The 17,167-nt window shown below is 58.0% G+C and carries 17 protein-coding genes; 16 read left to right on the top strand and 1 reads right to left on the bottom strand.

Annotated features, from left to right (window positions below; genetic code table 11):
- Window positions 1-20: 20 nt before the first annotated feature.
- Window positions 21-1,031, bottom strand: a complete 1,011-nt coding sequence (locus KF814_17365) for an RNA polymerase factor sigma-32 (protein ID MBX3237916.1) — start codon at window positions 1,029-1,031, stop codon at window positions 21-23.
- Between the two features lie 159 nt (window positions 1,032-1,190).
- On the opposite strand from KF814_17365, the gene KF814_17360 reads away from it, so the two are divergent.
- The 16 genes from KF814_17360 to KF814_17285 all read left to right on the top strand — a co-directional run bounded on the left by KF814_17360 (window position 1,191) and on the right by KF814_17285 (window position 17,140).
- On the top strand, window positions 1,191-2,423 hold the full coding sequence (locus tag KF814_17360; protein ID MBX3237915.1) for a NarK/NasA family nitrate transporter: 1,233 nt from the start codon (window positions 1,191-1,193) through the stop codon (window positions 2,421-2,423).
- Window positions 2,424-2,477: 54 nt separating this feature from the next.
- Window positions 2,478-3,686, top strand: a complete 1,209-nt coding sequence (locus KF814_17355; protein MBX3237914.1) for a bifunctional 3,4-dihydroxy-2-butanone-4-phosphate synthase/GTP cyclohydrolase II — start codon at window positions 2,478-2,480, stop codon at window positions 3,684-3,686.
- Window positions 3,687-3,986: 300 nt separating this feature from the next.
- The gene (locus KF814_17350; protein ID MBX3237913.1) at window positions 3,987-4,529 is read left to right on the top strand and encodes a 6,7-dimethyl-8-ribityllumazine synthase; all 543 of its coding nucleotides are present in this window, start codon (window positions 3,987-3,989) and stop codon (window positions 4,527-4,529) included.
- 12 nt (window positions 4,530-4,541) lie between these two features.
- Window positions 4,542-5,015 (top strand): transcription antitermination factor NusB, encoded by a 474-nt coding sequence (nusB, locus tag KF814_17345; protein MBX3237912.1) that lies wholly within the window; start codon window positions 4,542-4,544, stop codon window positions 5,013-5,015.
- A 66-nt stretch (window positions 5,016-5,081) separates the two neighbouring features.
- Window positions 5,082-6,413, top strand: coding sequence for an adenylosuccinate lyase (locus KF814_17340; GenBank protein MBX3237911.1), 1,332 nt, complete (start codon window positions 5,082-5,084; stop codon window positions 6,411-6,413).
- Window positions 6,414-6,415: 2 nt separating this feature from the next.
- Window positions 6,416-7,210, top strand: coding sequence for a chlorite dismutase family protein (locus KF814_17335; GenBank protein ID MBX3237910.1), 795 nt, complete (start codon window positions 6,416-6,418; stop codon window positions 7,208-7,210).
- Window positions 7,211-7,233: 23 nt separating this feature from the next.
- The gene (locus KF814_17330; GenBank protein ID MBX3237909.1) at window positions 7,234-7,947 is read left to right on the top strand and encodes a phosphoribosylaminoimidazolesuccinocarboxamide synthase; all 714 of its coding nucleotides are present in this window, start codon (window positions 7,234-7,236) and stop codon (window positions 7,945-7,947) included.
- 21 nt (window positions 7,948-7,968) lie between these two features.
- Window positions 7,969-8,193, top strand: a complete 225-nt coding sequence (locus KF814_17325) for a hypothetical protein (protein ID MBX3237908.1) — start codon at window positions 7,969-7,971, stop codon at window positions 8,191-8,193.
- Window positions 8,194-8,262: 69 nt separating this feature from the next.
- A complete protein-coding gene (gene purS / locus KF814_17320; protein MBX3237907.1) occupies window positions 8,263-8,502 on the top strand; it encodes a phosphoribosylformylglycinamidine synthase subunit PurS in 240 nt (79 codons plus the stop codon).
- A gap of 100 nt (window positions 8,503-8,602) precedes the next feature.
- Complete coding sequence (purQ, locus tag KF814_17315) at window positions 8,603-9,325, top strand: phosphoribosylformylglycinamidine synthase subunit PurQ (protein ID MBX3237906.1); 723 nt, start codon at window positions 8,603-8,605, stop codon at window positions 9,323-9,325.
- A 46-nt stretch (window positions 9,326-9,371) separates the two neighbouring features.
- Window positions 9,372-11,624, top strand: coding sequence for a phosphoribosylformylglycinamidine synthase subunit PurL (purL, locus tag KF814_17310; GenBank protein ID MBX3237905.1), 2,253 nt, complete (start codon window positions 9,372-9,374; stop codon window positions 11,622-11,624).
- A 13-nt stretch (window positions 11,625-11,637) separates the two neighbouring features.
- The gene (locus KF814_17305) at window positions 11,638-13,068 is read left to right on the top strand and encodes an amidophosphoribosyltransferase (protein MBX3237904.1); all 1,431 of its coding nucleotides are present in this window, start codon (window positions 11,638-11,640) and stop codon (window positions 13,066-13,068) included.
- A gap of 83 nt (window positions 13,069-13,151) precedes the next feature.
- Window positions 13,152-13,595, top strand: coding sequence for a lasso peptide biosynthesis B2 protein (locus KF814_17300; GenBank protein MBX3237903.1), 444 nt, complete (start codon window positions 13,152-13,154; stop codon window positions 13,593-13,595).
- A 471-nt stretch (window positions 13,596-14,066) separates the two neighbouring features.
- Window positions 14,067-14,384, top strand: a complete 318-nt coding sequence (locus tag KF814_17295) for a PqqD family protein (GenBank protein ID MBX3237902.1) — start codon at window positions 14,067-14,069, stop codon at window positions 14,382-14,384.
- 573 nt (window positions 14,385-14,957) lie between these two features.
- Window positions 14,958-15,848 (top strand): hypothetical protein, encoded by an 891-nt coding sequence (locus KF814_17290; GenBank protein ID MBX3237901.1) that lies wholly within the window; start codon window positions 14,958-14,960, stop codon window positions 15,846-15,848.
- Entirely contained in the window at window positions 15,845-17,140 is a 1,296-nt protein-coding gene (locus KF814_17285; GenBank protein MBX3237900.1) for a nucleotidyltransferase family protein, read from the top strand. The genes KF814_17290 and KF814_17285 overlap by 4 nt, the downstream gene beginning before the upstream one ends.
- The last annotated feature ends 27 nt before the right edge of the window (window positions 17,141-17,167 follow it).

Here is a 17,167-nt window from a genome sequence, read left to right as displayed (position 1 = left end):
TCGTGCAGCACCACCCGCGCTTACGTGCGCAAGCGGTCGAAGTCTTTGACGTCTTTCTTGATGTAATCCCGAAGCCGCTTGATGATGCGAGCCTCCAATTGGCGCGTGCGTTCCTTGGTGATGCCATACTTGGAACCCATGTCCTCTAAGGTGAGAGGCGATTCAGAGAGGATGCGGTTGCGCAGTATATCCTCTTCCCGCTCGTCGAGCGTCGTGATGAATTCAGCCAACTTGCGGCGGAAGAGGTTCTTCAGCTGTTGGTCGGCCAGCTTCTCATCGGCCCCCTGCTCCTGGGCCGGCAGGATGTCCATGAGCGTGCCGTCTTGTTCTTCACCGATGGGTTGGTCGAGTGATAACTCCCAGCTTCCGAGGCGCTGATCCATCTCGATGACGTCGCGCTCGCGGACGTTCAATCGGTCGGCCAGCAACTTTGTGTCAGGGGTGAACCCTTCCCGTTCAAGCTTGGCCTTCTCCTTTTTCAGATTGTAGAAGAGCTTGCGCTGGTCTTGCGTGGTGCCGACCTTGACCAGGCGGTAAGTATTCAACAGGTAACGGAGGATGTAGGCGCGCGCCCACCAGGCCGCATAGGCGTAAAAGCGCACATTCTTCGTCGGGTCGAATTTCTTGATGGCCTGCAGCAACCCGACGTTGCCTTCCTGAATCAAGTCCATATGGTCGGCGCCGGTGTGCAGGTATTCGGCGGCGATTGCGACGGAGACGCGCAAATTCGCAAGGATGAGCTTCATTGCCGCATCCCGGCTACCCCGCTGCTGGTATTCCTCGAAGAGACGGAGCTCCTCTTCCTTCGACAAATACGGATAACGGCGGACTTCGGTGAGGTACTGCTGAAGCCCGGTGACCGGGACCAGCGAGGTGCCGAGCGGTTGTTCGGTCAGGTCCTTGCTGCGAGACGGGGACGGCGAATCCTCTTCCTCCGTCACTTCCTCGTCCGTCGGGTCCAACAACTCGGCATCCGCCGCTTCGTCGGTGATCTCCTCATCCTGGTTGTGCGCCTGTTTAGGGGACGTCATCGTGCGTGTTCGGCCTCGTTTCAAGAAAGTGACTATAACAGATGTCACAGGCGGGACAAAGGCGAGATCGCGCGCGGGCGCTCACTTGCGCCGCTGAAACACCGGCTCGTATAGTGCGCTGAACAACCGGAATTTTTCCCGGTCGAGGAGGTTGCCTTAGTGAGTCTGGGCGGGATCCCGGAGGCGTTGCGCAGCGGACACTGGCCGACGTTGATTGGAGCGTGGCTGCACCTCACCGTCAGCTTCATGGTCTGGGTCTTGTTAGGGGCATTGGTGGTGGCGATCGGCGCAGACCTCCGTCTGTCTCCGTCGCAGCAGAGTGTCCTCGTGGCGCTGCCGTTGTTGACCGGGGCGGGCCTTCGAATCGTCGTCGGGTGGGCCTGCGATTGCTGGGGTGCCAAGCCGACTGGCTTGGCGGTCTTGGGGCTGCAACTGGCTGCCTTGTTCTGGGGTTGGTGCGGGGCGACCGGTTACTTCGAGTTGCTTGCGGTGGGTGGGCTAATGGGAATGGGAGGCGCCAGCTTCGCGGTCGCCCTGCCGATCGCCAGCCGGAACTACCCTCCCGCCAATCAGGGGCTGGTGTTGGGATTGGTGGCCTCAGGCAATGTCGGTACCGTGTTTTCACTGGCGCTGGCTCCTAGGTTGGAGGGGCTTGCCGGTTGGCATGGGGTCTTCGGGCTCATGGCTGCTCCCGTGATGGTGGCGTTGGTATGTTTCGCGCTTCTCGTGCGCCAGGATCCTCAGCCGCGCCAGCAGCGACCGGCGCAGTTCTGGTGGCAGGCCCTCCTTGCGATGACAGGGCAGCGTGGAGTGTACTGGCTGGCCGGCCTTTACGGACTGACGTTCGGCGGATTCGTCGGGTTGGCGAGCTTCCTTCCGCTCTATTTTCACGAAAGCTACGGGCTGGGTCTGGTGTTGGCCGGGTCAGTGACTGCCGGTTGTAGTTTGCTCGGCAGTGTCATCAGACCGGCCGGAGGGTATCTGGCGGACCGATGGGGTGGGCTCAGAATGCTGGCGGCCGTGCTGTTTGGGATTGCGGCTGTGCTTTTGGCTGCGGGCCAAGTGCTTTCATTGAACTGGGCGACGGCATGGTTTGTGTTGGCGGTCGGGCTTATGGGGGTAGGAAACGGAGTGGTGTTTCAAATCGTGGCCGAGTGGTATCCGAAGCATATCGGTCTAGCCTCGGGGTTAGTCGGGGCGGCCGGCAGTCTCGGTGGGTTTTTCGTCCCGGTGTGGTTCAGCGGTATTCACGAATTCACCGGTGGTTATGGGCCAGGCTGGGTGCTGTTCGCCCTGTTGTCAGCCGCGGCGGCGATGAGCGTCGTCCTTGTGGGTCGACGAGGCCTCGCCATGGCGTCGGCACCCCGCAAGGTCGAGGGCTTTTCCCGTTGACACGTGGCGTAAAAAAAGGGAAGGTGTCTGCCCCTTTTCCAGTGATGAGGTGTTATGGCCAAGACGTTTGACTCGATCGAATCCGCCATCAAGGACATCAAGCGCGGAAAGTTCATCATCCTTGTGGACGACGAGGACCGCGAGAACGAGGGCGATCTCGTGATGGCGGCCGGCAAGGTCACACCGCAGGCGGTGAACTTCATGGCCAAGCATGCGCGCGGCTTGATTTGTCTGGCCCTGACACCCGAGCGAGTGGAAGAATTGCAGCTGCCGCCGCAAGCGGCGGAAAACACTGCGACCTTTGGGACCGCCTTTACCGTCTCGGTCGATGCGCGCAGAGGCATCACGACCGGCATTTCCGCGGCTGACCGGGCGACGACGATTCATGTGGCGATCGATCCCAAGAGCACGCCGGCCGATCTGGCGAGGCCGGGGCATATCTTTCCGCTGAAGGCGCAGACCGGGGGGGTGTTGCGACGGGCTGGGCAGACTGAGGGCTCGGTTGATTTGGCTCGGCTGGCAGGTCTCTACCCGGCCGGAGTGATCTGCGAAATTATGAACGAAGACGGGACCATGGCGCGGGTGCCTGAGCTGACAAAGTTCGCCCGACGTCACAAGCTGAAGATGGTGACGATCAAGGCGTTGATCGAGTACCGCATGCAACGCGAAACCTTCGTGAAGCGCGCGGCGAGCGCGGAGTTGCCGACGACTTTCGGGGATTTTGAAGCGGTGGCGTTTGAGAACGAGATCGACGGCGCGACGCACATCGCGCTGGTGAAGGGCCGGGTCGAGCCGGAAACGCCCACCTTAGTGCGGGTCCATTCCGGGTGCTTGACGGCGGATGCCCTGGGCTCTTTGCGTTGCGATTGTCGCGATCAGCTGCATCGCGCGATGGGGATTATTCAGAAGGAAGGGAGCGGGGTGCTGTTGTATCTCAACCAGGAGGGCCGCGGCATTGGGCTGCTCAACAAGATCAAGGCCTACGGCCTGCAGGATCAAGGCAGCGACACGGTTGAGGCCAATCTTAAACTCGGGTTCAAAGCCGATCTGCGTGACTACGGCGTCGGCGCGCAAATTCTGGCGCAACTTGGGGTACATCAGATCCGGCTTATCACGAACAACCCGCGGAAGATTGTCGGCATTGAAGGCTATGGGCTCAAAGTCGTTGAGCGTGTGCCGATCGAGATTCAACCGCGTCAGGCCAACGTGAAGTATTTACGGACCAAGAAGAATAAATTGGGGCACATTCTGAAAAAGGTGTAAGGGGCAGTCGCGATAGGTCTCTGGAAGCACACCCGCACTCAATATCAGATCGGATTGCGCAGGGATACGCGGTGCTCGGTCGGGGCGCGCAGGGCAACTATCTCAATAGCTGCGAACGTACGAAGCGCGAGTGCAGCACTATCCGAATTCACGGATCCGCCATAGTTACAGGTTCCCGTCATCGGCTCCAGCTGTCAGCCTGAAAACGAGTAGCCATTTAGGGGCGGGACCAGGTATGATCCGCTTTTCCGACGCTGGTGCGTCAAGAGTTCAGTTCTGCTTCCGGGGAATTCCGTCCACATGAAACTGCGCAAAGGCTCCCACGACGCAACCGGTCTCCGGTTTGGGATTGTCGCGAGCAAATTCAATAAGTTTGTCACCAGCCGTCTGCTTGCCGAATGTGCGAAGACCCTGACCAAAGCCGGGACGAAAGAAGATGACCTGGAGGTGGTTCGGGTGCCCGGTGCCTTCGAGATCCCATTGGTCGCGCGGCAGCTGGCGCGGTCCGGGCGGTTCGACGCCGTGATCTGCCTCGGAGCCGTGATCCGGGGTGATACGCCTCATTTCGATTTCATCAGTGCGGAAGCGAGCCGCGGCATTCTACAGGCCTCGATGGAAACCAATGTGCCGGTGGTGTTCGGCGTGCTGACTACCAATACGGTTGCCCAGGCGATCGAGCGCGCCGACCCGGCGAAGATGAATCGCGGGGCCGATGCCGCTAAAACCGCCATCGAGATGGCGACGCTCATGCGGCAACTAGCCAAAGACCAGGTGGGGGAAGCGCCGGCGCCGCCTGTTTCCAGCCGGCGTCCGTCACGGTCCGCCTCACGGCGGTCGCGCTGATCGGCGGAGACCATGGCGTCACGACATCAAGCCCGCGAACGCGCGATCCAGATCTTGTTTCAGTATGACATCCACGGCCAGCCCGGTCTTTGGCTGCAAGAATTTTGGAAATCCTACCCGCTGGACGAGGAGATGAAGGCGTTCGCCGAGCGACTCGTCGACGGGGTCTTGAAGCACAAACCGGAGTTGGATCGGTTGATCGGCGCGCAGGCCACGAATTGGAAAGTCAGCCGGATGCCGATTGTCGACCGCAATATCCTTCGGCTTGGTTGTTTCGAATTGTTGTATCTGCCGGAGGTGCCGGCCAAGGTGACGTTGAACGAAGCGATCGAGTTAGCCAAGAGTTTCGGAGACGACGAGGCCTCCAAATTCGTCAACGGCATTCTGGACAAGTTATTCGGTACCGATGATCGGTTGGCCAGAAAGCGCGCCCATCCGGAACTGCCGGTCGTCGGCGCCGGGGATGGTGGAAGCAGCGAAGCGTAAAGAACGAGTTGCCCATCACACGCTGGTTGGAAATGCGAGATACGAACCACGAGATACGAGTAAAGAATGATTGAACGCTATACCAGGCCGCGGATGGCGGCCATTTGGGATCTTCAACACAAGTACGAAATCTGGCTGGAGGTTGAGTTGCAGGCCTGCGCAGCCTTCGAGCGTGACGGCCAGGTGCCGAAGGGGACCAGCGCGCGCATCAGGAAAAAAGCCAAGATCGACGTCGCCCGCATCGCCGAGATTGAAAAGATCACCAAGCACGACGTGATCGCCTTTCTGGAGTCCTTAATGGATTCCGTGGGACCGGAGCATCGGTTCCTCCACATGGGCCTGACCTCCTCCGATATCGTCGATACGTCGTTGGCCGTGCAAATGACCGAGGCGCTAGACCTGATTTTGGTGGATTTGGACGAGCTCATTGCCGTGTTGAAGAAACGCGCGTTCGAGCATCGACATACGGTGATGGTGGGGCGGTCGCATGGGATTCACGGCGAACCGGTGTCGTTCGGGTTCAAGCTGGCGATCTGGTACGAAGAAATCTGCCGCCACAAGGTCCGACTCGAGGCAGCACGGCGTGATATTGCTGTCGGCAAGCTTTCGGGTGCGATGGGGACGTTCGCGCACCAGGGCCCGGCCATCGAGGAATTTGTCTGTGCGCAGCTGGGCCTGACATCAGACCCGGTTTCCAACCAGGTGGTCCAGCGCGATCGCCACGCCGCCTATGCGACGGCCTTGGCGCTCCTGGCTGCTTCGATCGAAAAGATCGCCACGGAGATTCGCCACCTTCAACGGACTGAGGTGTTGGAAGCCGAGGAATATTTCTCGGAAGGACAGAAGGGCTCGTCCGCGATGCCGCACAAGCGCAATCCGATCGCCTCGGAAAACCTGTGCGGACTGGCGCGACTTATTCGATCCAACAGCCTGGCCGCGATGGAGAATGTTGCGCTGTGGCATGAACGCGACATCAGCCACTCGTCGGTCGAGCGCGTCATCATGCCGGACAGCACGATCCTGATCGACTATATGCTGGCTCGGATCACGGACGTGGTCAACAATCTGATCGTATACCCCGAGCGGATGAAGCGGAATCTCGAATTGACCGGAGGATTGGTGTATTCGCAGCGGCTCCTTCTGTCTTTGATCGACAAGGGGGCTCAGCGGAAGGAATCGTATGAGGCTGTCCAGCGGAATGCGATGGCCTCGTGGAAAGGGGGCGGGGCGCTGCAGGTTCTGGCTGAGCAGGATCCATTCATCACCAAACATCTGAAGCCGGCCGAAATCCGCGCGTGTTTCAACCCGAAGTATTATCTGCGGCACATGGATGAGATTTTTCGGCGGGTGTTCAGCAAAAGGTCCTCCTCCAACTCGAAGGGCAGACGGCGGAGGTGACAATGAGCGTGAGCAAGTGGTTTCGACTCTGCGCCATCCTCTCACTCGTGGCCTTGTGGGCGGTCGTCCCGGCTTGGGCCGCCGACCGGGAACGGTTACTTTCCGATCCAGGGGTCTACGGGACCTTTGCTGCCTTTGAGATGGACCATGAATGGTGGGAGTTGGGTGGGGATGCCCGCGTCGTTGCGGTGACGGAGGTAAAGGGTCTGCTGGACCGATGGAGCGAGAAGGTTCTGATCGACTCCTACCTCCTGCGGGGTCTGTCCGATCACGCAGACCTGATGTTCCGCCTGCATGCCTTCTCGCTTGCCGACACGCAACAGTTTTTGGTGGCGCTGCAGGGCACCAGGTTCGGACGGCATCTGAAACCGGCGAGTCTCTTTCACGGCCTCACGAAGAAGCCCAACTACGTGCCGGGCTTTTCGGACGATATGAAGGCCAATCTCAAGGTGCCCAGCAATCCCGGAGCCAAGCCCTTCGCAATCGTGATTCCGATACGAAAAGACGCCGAATGGTGGGGCCTGGATCAGCAACAGCGCGCTGCGATGATGAAGGAGCATACTGAGGCGGCGTTGCCCTATCACATGACCGTCAAGCGGAAGTTGTACCATGCGACGGGTTTGGACGACTTCGATTTCATTACGTATTTCGAAACCGACAAGCTGGAGGATTTTCACAACCTCCTGCTCGCGTTGGAAAAAGTGAATGAGTTTCGGCACAATCGGCGGGTGGGACATCCGACGCTGCTGGGTACGGTGAAACCGTTGGATGAGATTCTGGAAATGTTCGCCCGCTAGCCGGGGGCGGAAGGAGACCGACCATGACCGTCGAGACCAAAGGCACGATGATTTACGAGGGCAAGGCGAAGAAGATTTTCACGACTGATCGGCCCGATCAGGTGCTGCAGTATTTCAAGGATGACGCGACGGCATTCAATGCGCAGAAGCGTGGAACGATCGTCGAAAAGGGTGTCGTGAACAACAAGGTCTCGGAGCGTTTGTTTCGGCTCCTGGAGGCTGCCGGCATTCCCACGCACTTTCTCGAACGCGTGAGCGATCGGGAAATGCTGACCAAGAAGGTCACGATCGTGCCGGTCGAAGTGGTGGTGCGCAACGTCGTGGCCGGCAGTCTGGCCAAGCGATTGGGCCTGAAGGAAGGCGTGGCCATCGAGCCGGCCGTCATCGAGTTCTATTATAAGGATGATGCCCTGGGCGATCCGTTGGTGAACGACGACCACCTGCGGTTGCTGAACGTGGCGACGCCGGCCGTGTTACGGGAAATGCGCGACCTTGGCCATCGAATCAATGGGGTCTTGCTGCCGTTCTTCCGCGACCGCCGCATGATCCTCGTCGACTTCAAGCTCGAATTTGGCGTGCATCACAACAAACTCATTTTGGCGGATGAAATTTCCCCGGATACCTGTCGATTCTGGGACCAGGCGACCAAGGAGTCGATGGATAAGGATCGGTTTCGGAAAGACATGGGGAAGATCGAGGAAGCTTACCAGGAAGTGTTGAAGCGAGTGTGCGGGTAGGATTGCGGGGCAGGAGCATCGATGAGTCGGGTTGTGCGGTTCATCATGGAATATGGGCTCGTGGCGGCCATTTTGATGTGGGCGGCCACCGTCGCCATGATGGCGTACCATCTGCGTGAATCTCCTTGGCGCTGGGCCTTCATCCTACTGTCCCTTGTTGGTTTGGCGACCGTCGGGGTGATTTTTCGGATTCGAAAGTATGTGAACAATTTGACGAAGAACCAAGGGCAGGAAGTGAAGCGGTAGTCGAGCCGTCGCCGGTTTACCCAGACGAGCACCGATGATCATGAATGCTGTAGGTTGAGGGAGGGAGCAGTGAAGGCCAAGATCCATGTGACCCTCAAACAGGGTATTTTGGACCCCCAAGGCAAAGCCATTGAGCACGCGCTGGATGCGCTGGGGTTCAAGCACACGTCAAACGTGCGTGTCGGGAAGTATATGGAAGTGGAGGTCGCTGAGCAGGATCAGGCCAAGGCCGAAGCCGAGGTCAAGGCCATGTGCGAGAAGCTGCTCGCCAATACGATCATCGAGGAATATCGGTACGAACTCGGATAGGAGCACATGGCTTATAGCCTAAAGCGGATGGCGGAAGCGTGGATCTGATCCCACTCAACAACAATATGCCATTCGTCATGCGCCGTAAGCCCTGAACATTATGAAGATAGGCGTCGTCGTATTCCCCGGCAGTAATTGCGATCATGACTGCGAGCATATCTTTAAGGATGTGCTGGGACAGTATGTGGAAATGATTTGGCATAAGGAGACCCTGCTGGCGGGGCTGGATGCCATCGTCATTCCCGGTGGATTTTCTTACGGGGATTATTTGCGGACCGGAGCCATTGCGCGATTCTCGCCGGTGATGGGGGCGGTCAAAGACTTTGCTAAAAAGGGCGGCCTGGTGCTCGGTATTTGTAACGGCTTTCAGATTCTGCTGGAGGCCGGGTTGTTGCCCGGAGCCATGCTCCGAAATACCTCGCTCAACTTCATCTGCAAGGACGTGTATGTGAAGGTGGAAAATGCCGCGACCAGCTTCACGAACCAATGTGAGTCCGGACAGGTGCTGAGGATTCCCATCGCGCATGCCGACGGCAACTATTATGCTGATCCCGTGGCATTGGCCGGTATCCAGGCGAACGCCCAGGTCATCTTCCGTTATTGCGATGCCGACGGAAAAGTGACTGCGGACGCGAACCCCAACGGATCAATGGACAATATCGCCGGCATCGTCAATGCGCAGGGCAATGTGCTTGGGATGATGCCGCATCCGGAACGCTGCGCTGAGTCCCTCCTGGGCAACGAAGACGGGCGACGGATTTTCCTCTCCATGCTGGATACGTTGAAGAAGACCAAATTGGAGCCCGACACGGTCGGGGCATGATGCTCCATCCGACTGCACAGTGATTCCTAGCCAGATAGAAGGCACGATGACGACGAAACCGCTTGTAGTGACCAAGGCGATCCTCGACCAGCACAAACTGAGCGAGGAGGAGTACCAAAAGATTTTGCACATCCTCGGACGCGATCCAAACTGGACCGAGTTGGGCATGTTTTCCGCGATGTGGTCGGAACATTGCTCTTACAAAAGTTCACGGATCCACTTGAAGAAACTGCCGACGACCGGGCCTCGCGTGGTGCAGGGACCGGGGGAAAATGCCGGAGCGGTGGACATCGGCGATGGTCTGTGTGCCGTGTTCAAAATGGAGTCGCACAACCACCCCTCGTTCATCGAACCGTATCAGGGGGCGGCGACTGGCGTCGGTGGGATTCTTCGGGACATTTTCACGATGGGAGCCAGGCCGATCGCGTTGCTGGATTCTCTCCGATTCGGAGGGCTGGACAATCCCCAGAATCGGCGACTGTTGAAAGGCGTCGTATCTGGAATTGCCGGTTATGGTAACTGTATGGGCGTTCCGACGGTTGGCGGCGAGATCGTCTTCAGCGACATCTATGCGCTTAACCCATTGGTCAACGTGTTTTGTTTGGGAATCGCCAGGCAGGACAGAATCTTTCGTGGTAAGGCGGCAGGCGTCGGCAACCCGGTCATCTATTTCGGCTCGAAGACCGGCCGCGATGGAATTCACGGCGCCACGATGGCGTCGGACTCGTTCGACGAGCAATCGGCAAAGAAGCGGCCCACCGTACAGGTCGGCGATCCATTCACGGAAAAGCTGTTGCTTGAAGCCTGCTTGGAACTGATGTCGACGGACTTGCTGGTTGGCATTCAGGATATGGGCGCCGCCGGACTGACCAGCTCGGCTTGTGAGATGGCCTCTCGCGAAGGGACCGGCGTGGAGTTGGAATTGGCGGAGGTGCCGCGGCGCGAACCCGGTATGACGCCCTATGAGATCATGCTCTCCGAATCGCAGGAGCGGATGCTCATGGTGGCGAAGGCTGGTAAGGAAGATGCGGTCCTGGCGATTTGCCGCAAATGGGACCTTGATGCGGCGGTCATCGGGCGGGTGACCGACACAGGGCACGTGGTGGTCAAGGATAGCGGCACGGTGGTGGCCGACATTCCGGCAAAGGCGCTGGCGGACGAGGGACCGCGATACGATCGGCCGAGCGCCCCGCCGGCCTATCAGGAGATGCTGCAATCGCTGAATTACGACGCGCTGCCGGATGTGAAGGATCCGAATGCCGCGCTTCTGGCGCTGTTGGAATCTCCGACCATCGCGAGCAAACGCTGGGTCTACGAACAGTACGACCATATGGTGCGCACGAATACGATCGTTCGGCCTGGCTCGGATGCGGCCGTGTTGCGTGTGAAAGGTACGGACAAGGCGCTGGCTGTGTCGGTCGACTGCAATGGGCGCTATTGTTTGCTGAATCCTTATGAGGGCGCCAAGATTGCCATTGCCGAGTGCGCGCGCAATTTGGTCTGTTCAGGGGCTCAGCCGATCGGCGTAACAGACTGTCTCAATTTCGGGAACCCACAGCGCCCGGACATCATGTGGCAATTCGTCATGGCCATTGAGGGGCTGAAGGATGCCTGCGAGGCGTTGAGCGTACCGATCGTCAGCGGCAACGTCAGCTTTTACAACGAAACGAACGACCTCTCCATTTACCCGACGCCGATGATCGGGATGGTTGGGCTGATTGATCGGGCCGATCAGGCCGTGACCCAGTGGTTCAAAGCGAGCGGTCACGCGATCATTCTCTTGGGCAAGACGCGTGAGGATTTGGGGGGGACAGAGTATCTGCGCGTGCTGCATCACCGGGAACAGGGCTCTCCTCCGTTGTTGAGCCTCGAGTCAGAGCGGGCCGTACAAGCCTGCGCGTTGAATCTGATACGTCAGGGACTCGTGCAGTCCGCACACGATTGTTCGGACGGGGGCCTCGCGGTCGCGCTCGCCGAGAGCTGCATCTCCGGTCCAGGAGAAAGGCTCGGTGCTGTGATACAATTGCCGCTTGATGGGTTGCGCCGGGACGCGCTGCTATTTGGGGAAAGCCAATCACGGATTCTGCTGTCTGTGCGACCGGAGCATGCCGATCGCGTGCTTAACGCGGCTTGGGACGCCGGGGTCTCCGCCGCTCGAATTGGAACCGTGGGAGGAGCTCGTTTGACCGTTACCGTCGATGGCGATCGGCGGACGCCAGGGTGCACACTCGATCTTGACCTCGACACCGTATATGACCGATGGGCCGGAGCGATCCCCCGTGCCCTCAGCCAGGACTGAAACCCGACTGATCATGCCGAACGAATTACCCATATACCAGCCCGACAAGTTTCACGACGAGTGTGCCGTGTTCGGCATCTACGGCCACAAGGAAGCGGCGAATCTCGCCTACCTCGGCCTTTATGCCCTGCAGCATCGTGGGCAGGAGGCGTCGGGTATCGTGTCGAATGACGGTGAGCAGTTCTATATCGAGAAGGGCCAGGGGCTGGTCGCCGACATTTTTTCGCAGCGTGAATTGGCCCGATTGCCCGGACATATGGCGATCGGCCATAACCGATATTCCACCGCGGGAGGCGCGGGGCTTAAGAACGTGCAACCGCTGACGGTGAATTTTGCCTTCGGAAATTTGGCGGTGGCCCACAATGGCAATCTCATCAATGCGACGATGCTCCGCAGCGAGTTGGAAGCCTACGGAGCGATCTTTCAGTCGACCTCGGACACGGAAGTCATCATCCACCTCATTGCCCATTCGCGCGCAGATACGCTGCTGGACCGCGTCATCGATTCCCTCAGTCAGGTGCGCGGTGCCTTTTCCATCGTCCTCATGACCGATCAGGGTCTCGTCGCAGCTCGGGATCCCCATGGCCTCCGGCCCCTGTGCCTGGGCCGGTTGCGAGATTCTTGGCTGGTGGCCTCCGAGAGCTGCGCGTTTGATTTGCTTGATGCGGAGTATGTGCGGGAGATCGACCCGGGAGAGCTGGTGGTCCTGGATCATGCTGGGATCACCAGCTACCGGCCGTTCCCGCCGACGGACCCTGCCATGTGCGTATTTGAATACGTCTACTTTGCCAGACCAGACAGCAGGATTTTCGGCGGCAGCGCGGTGTATGCCATTCGGAAGGCTCTAGGGCGGCAACTGGCTCAGGAGTCATGGGTCGAGGCGGACATCGTGATTCCCGTTCCTGATTCAGGGGTTCCGGCGGCCTTGGGGTTCTCAGAGGGGTCTGGAATCCCCTTCGAAACGGGCCTGATCCGGAATCATTACGTGGGCCGCACATTCATTGAACCGGAACAGTCCATTCGTCACTTCGGTGTGAAAGTGAAGTTGAACGCGGTGCCGGAGGTCCTTCGAGGCAAACGGGTGGTTGTGGTAGACGATTCGTTGGTCCGCGGCACGACCAGCAGGAAGATCGTGAAAATGCTTCGGCACGCAGGGGCGAAGGAAGTCCACATGCGGATCAGTTCACCGCCGATCGTCTCACCCTGTTTCTATGGTATCGACACGCCGAACAAGAAGGAATTGATTGCTTCCAGCCACACGGCGCAGGAAATCCGCAAATACATCACGGCCGATAGCCTGGCCTATCTGAGTCTCGACGGAATGCTGAAGTCAGCTCCCGGTGCCCCGGAACAGTACTGCAACGCCTGCTTTACCGAGCGATATCCCATCTCGTTCACCCGCGCCGAAGAGCGCCAGTTGGGGCTTTTCGAACCGTCACGCTAGTGCACCCTTCGTATCCCCCTGCATCAGCGGTCTGAACCTAGGATCGTCTGGACTTCTCTGTCCCGATTGCTACACTGAGCGGTATGCGGCTCATTCGCAAATACCGCCTCGTTACACAAACAGGCCTAGTTATCCTAGCTATCCGTCTCGCCTTGCGTGTGGTGAGCCTGCCACGATTATTAGGATGGTTGGCCAGCGGACCGGTGGCGTCCACTCAGGATCATGTAGGAATGGATGACGCTGCGTACTATACCGATCGCTGGCTGGATCGGTTTCCATACAATCTCAAAGGCAACTGCTTCCCTCGCTCTCTGACGCTCCTCTGGTTCGCTCGAAAGTTCGGCTTCCCTGCACAGTTCCGATGTGGGGTAGCCAGATTGAACGGCAAACTCGAGGGCCATGCATGGTTGATGCTCGAGGACAAAGAGTTTCTCGAGCCTTCACCATACTGGCGCTCTTTTGCCGTAACCGTGTGTTTTCCTTCCCCCTCCGCCCATTCTCAGGTTGTGAAGACCGACATCCGGTAGGGTTTCTTCTTCCACTCGGCGGGACGGTTGTTTGGGAACAATCGCTCTATCTGCGTGCAATTCTGAACAACAGCGTGTCACCGGTTCCCTCGAACATCCTGCAGTTGATTTGAGGAGGTAGAGTGCATCAGGCCGCCTGCTAATCTGTCCGTACGGCGTCGGTGTGGGCGTAGGACATCCCCCCCAAAAAGATGGTTCGGACCAGTCGCAGTGGTAATGGTTGCCACATAAAGAGCCCGGTATTGTGGGCCTCGGCGCATGGGCAGTCATCACATTCACGGTCGGTGCATTTGACAGGTTGATCCAAGGCCGCTCTCGTTGGGCCGAGTCACTCGATTCTTAATGATGCGATGCGATTTGCGTGGGCCGTCCAGTCTCACCGCTACTCTTCACTCCTTGAACTGTGTTGTACGCCATGTCGCATGTCGATCATCTGCGTTGCCGTTCATTTTTTGACTGAGGAGGTTGTCGATGCCTATGCCGGCTGAAATTCTTGGCCGCCAGTCTTGCGAGCTCGCAACGGTATTCCCGAAAAGGAACGAAGATGTGCATGGGACCAACATGGACGGTGAAGCCGTGCTCCTCAATTTGAGCACGGGACGATATTACACGTTGAATCCCGTCGGTGCTCTGATCTGGGATCACTGCGCCGGTGATCGATCAATTCAGGATTTGTTGTCATTAGTGTGTGCCAGGTTCGAAGTGACAGGGGAGCAGGCCACGCGTGATTTGATAGAGCTCATATCCGCCTTGACGCAAGAGGGGCTTATTCAAACTGAAAGGAGGTGAGGACGAATGGAACAGCAGCAGAAGCAGGCGTACGTGAAGCCAGCGCTCGTGAAGCATGAGTTGCTGCGTGACGTGACGGCCTTGGTCGTGTCCCGCATCGTCCGTGGCGAAAACTAGTAGGGGGCCTGTCGCAGAACAATCATGGGCGATCGATCCTGCTCGTTCGCCCCGTTCATGCTCCTGGGGAGCTGAAAGGAGAGCATCATGGAACAGCAGAAGAAAGTTGCATATGTGAAGCCGGCCCTTGTGAAGCATGAGTTGTTGCGTGATGTGACGGCGATCGTGCTGTCTCGTGTGTGTCAGGATCTAAAATAAGCCTGGTGCATTGATGGGGTTGGCCAGCTGAACAGGCTGGCCAACCCTGAGGATTTTGGATCGCTGAGCTTCGGATATCGTGCAACAGGGAGAGCAATGATGCTTGTCACACATGCAGAACATCAGGTGTTTCTCTCGATCCACGGGGTGAATATTCGCTTGCGCACAGATTCATGTGTTCTTGTTGAGGCAACCTCCCAGCTCCTAGGTTATTTCGAGTGTCGGGCGTCCCATCAGGGAGTACTGCTGGAGGTCGGTTTGACGGCTGTGGATCACCGCGAACAGGTCCCCGTTCAGATTCCCGATACAGCGAAGCGGCTGTATCAAGGAAGCGGTATCCCGAAGGGGGATGTCGGCACCACGACTTGGCAATGCGACATCTTTGCCGATGGAGGCATGCTGATAGCCGATTTTCATGGCGAAGGCCTCATCGTGATCGATGGGAGCAGCAGATCCGCCAAGGGATGGATCGTTCGGCCGGAGAGAATGTCCCTGGACGTTCGAGCGAGTTTTGTGCATTTCGTGATCGTCGAACTGGCCAAGCGGTGTGGGTTGTTTACCTTTCACGCAACCGCCTTGGAAAAAGATGGGAAAGGGGTGTTGATCCCGGGGTTTAGCGGGAGGGGCAAGACGACCGCGTTTCTCTCACTGTTGCGTTCCGGCTATCGCTACCTGTCCGACGATCATCCTTTCTTTCGAATGACCGAACAGGGGGTCGAACTATTGCCCTATCCCTTGAAGGTCAATGTCACGGACCGGACAGTGGAATTCTTTCCGGAACTGCGCGAGGCGCCGCAGTCGATCCTGCGTCCCGGTATCCCCAAGCGGTACTTTTACGCTGAAGAACTTTACCCTTGGCCTCTGGGTCGGCCTTGTGTGCCGCGGCTCATCCTATTCCCTCAAGTCATCGATGCTCCATACAGTTGTCTTGAGCCATTGTCAAAAAAACAGGCACTTGAGCTCATTCTTCCCCATTCTCTGTTGGTATTTGATCCGGTGGTGGCGAAGACGGAGTTCCACGCCTTAAGTCGCTTGGTTGCGATGACAGATTGCTACCGCCTGTATTTTGGCAGGGATGTGCTGGAGTTGCCTCAATTGGTGACGCCTCTTTTACAGGTCCACACGAATTCGTCCGGAGCATCAGCATGAGACGGGAAGATGTGTCTTTGATCAATCTCTGGAAACGACAGCGTCCTGGAGTCAGACTGACTGTCGGTGCAATCGCTCCTGCGACCGGACTGTCACATCTGTCTCGTGAGGGGCGTTTGCTGGTGTTATGCGCCAGAACGACTGTCACGGAATTTGTGCGAGTCGAGGTGGCTGATCTGGTGACCGAGCCGCTGGATTGGGAATTGGTGTGGCGACTGGCGCGGGCCCACGGTGTCATCCCATTGGTCTATCGGAATTTGGCGAGCATTTGCCCCGGCGTAATCGCAAAGGAAACGCATGAAGCATTGCGGAGGCACATTCAAGCCAACACCCTGTTGAATACATTGTTGGCGAAGGAGCTAGTCGCGGTGCTGGATGCACTGGCGGCGAGAGGTGTGCGCGCTATTCCGTTCAAAGGGGTCAGTTTAGCACAAGCGGCCTATGGAGATCTGAGCTTGCGGGAGTGCGCCGACCTTGACCTGATTGTTGATCAGTCGTCCATTCCACAGGCTAGGCAAGCACTGTGGGCGCAGGGGTATCAATTGTCCAGCCGAAATGAGCATGCCAGCGAATCTGACGAACCGTACAATTTTTTTCAGAAAAAAAACGGTATTGTTGCTGTCGATCTCCAATGGCTGATGGCCCGGCAGCATTTTGCATTTCGGCTGGATCGCGGCGTGTTCTGGACCCGCCTGAAGCCGGTGCATCTTCCCACACGACCGGTAATGGGGTTGTGTCCGGAGGATCTCCTGATTCTGCTCTGCGTGCACGGTTCGAAGCACGGGTGGGAACAACTGAAATGGGTGTGCGACGTGGCGGAGCTGGTTCAGCGCCGAAAGACGCTGGATTGGAGTCGCGTTCTGTTTCAGGCCGATGAGTGGGGCTGCCGTCGAATGGTGTTGCTGGGACTGGCGCTGGCTCGGAATCTTTTCGAAATCGGTTTGCCTAAAATCGTCGCGATGGAAATCGATTCAGATACCGATTTCTCCACGGTGATTCGTTACATGCCCAAGCAATTGCTCAAGCGTCCAGAGCAGGGTGTGGACGAGGAGCAGGCGGAAGCCCTGTACTATATGTTGAAAGACTCGACACTTGAGCGGTGGAAGTTCGGGCTATCCCTCTGTCGGGTTGATTCACTGGTGGTACAGGGGGACAGAGCGTGGTTTCGAGGACAGTCCTCATTGCGGGTGCTGTATCGAATTGTGAAGCCGATTCAACGGTTGGTCGTGCGATGCTTGCCGATCGCCCGCCTGCGTCGAGCTATGGCGCGTTGGCTACACAGTCCTGGATAAAGCTCCGTCTGCTCTCCCCCGCCGTCG

Source organism: Nitrospiraceae bacterium (assembly GCA_019637075.1).
Classification (GTDB): Bacteria; Nitrospirota; Nitrospiria; order Nitrospirales; family Nitrospiraceae; genus JAHBWI01.
The sequence above is the reverse complement of the archived record's forward strand: the minus strand, read 5'-3'. Positions and strand labels throughout refer to the sequence as shown.

What these genes read in the sequence shown, in the direction of transcription:
- KF814_17340 (MBX3237911.1), top strand. Translation starts at nt 5,082, where the DNA reads ATGATTGAACGCTATACCAGGCCGCGGATGGCGGCCATTTGGGATCTT.
- KF814_17300 (MBX3237903.1), top strand. Translation starts at nt 13,152, where the DNA reads ATGCGGCTCATTCGCAAATACCGCCTCGTTACACAAACAGGCCTAGTT.
- KF814_17350 (MBX3237913.1), top strand. Translation starts at nt 3,987, where the DNA reads ATGAAACTGCGCAAAGGCTCCCACGACGCAACCGGTCTCCGGTTTGGG.
- KF814_17335 (MBX3237910.1), top strand. Translation starts at nt 6,416, where the DNA reads ATGAGCGTGAGCAAGTGGTTTCGACTCTGCGCCATCCTCTCACTCGTG.
- KF814_17325 (MBX3237908.1), top strand. Translation starts at nt 7,969, where the DNA reads ATGAGTCGGGTTGTGCGGTTCATCATGGAATATGGGCTCGTGGCGGCC.
- KF814_17295 (MBX3237902.1), top strand. Translation starts at nt 14,067, where the DNA reads ATGCCTATGCCGGCTGAAATTCTTGGCCGCCAGTCTTGCGAGCTCGCA.
- KF814_17305 (MBX3237904.1), top strand. Translation starts at nt 11,638, where the DNA reads ATGCCGAACGAATTACCCATATACCAGCCCGACAAGTTTCACGACGAG.
- KF814_17365 (MBX3237916.1), bottom strand. Translation starts at nt 1,031, where the DNA reads ATGACGTCCCCTAAACAGGCGCACAACCAGGATGAGGAGATCACCGAC.
- nusB (MBX3237912.1), top strand. Translation starts at nt 4,542, where the DNA reads ATGGCGTCACGACATCAAGCCCGCGAACGCGCGATCCAGATCTTGTTT.
- KF814_17330 (MBX3237909.1), top strand. Translation starts at nt 7,234, where the DNA reads ATGACCGTCGAGACCAAAGGCACGATGATTTACGAGGGCAAGGCGAAG.
- purL (MBX3237905.1), top strand. Translation starts at nt 9,372, where the DNA reads ATGACGACGAAACCGCTTGTAGTGACCAAGGCGATCCTCGACCAGCAC.
- KF814_17355 (MBX3237914.1), top strand. Translation starts at nt 2,478, where the DNA reads ATGGCCAAGACGTTTGACTCGATCGAATCCGCCATCAAGGACATCAAG.
- KF814_17285 (MBX3237900.1), top strand. Translation starts at nt 15,845, where the DNA reads ATGAGACGGGAAGATGTGTCTTTGATCAATCTCTGGAAACGACAGCGT.
- purQ (MBX3237906.1), top strand. Translation starts at nt 8,603, where the DNA reads ATGAAGATAGGCGTCGTCGTATTCCCCGGCAGTAATTGCGATCATGAC.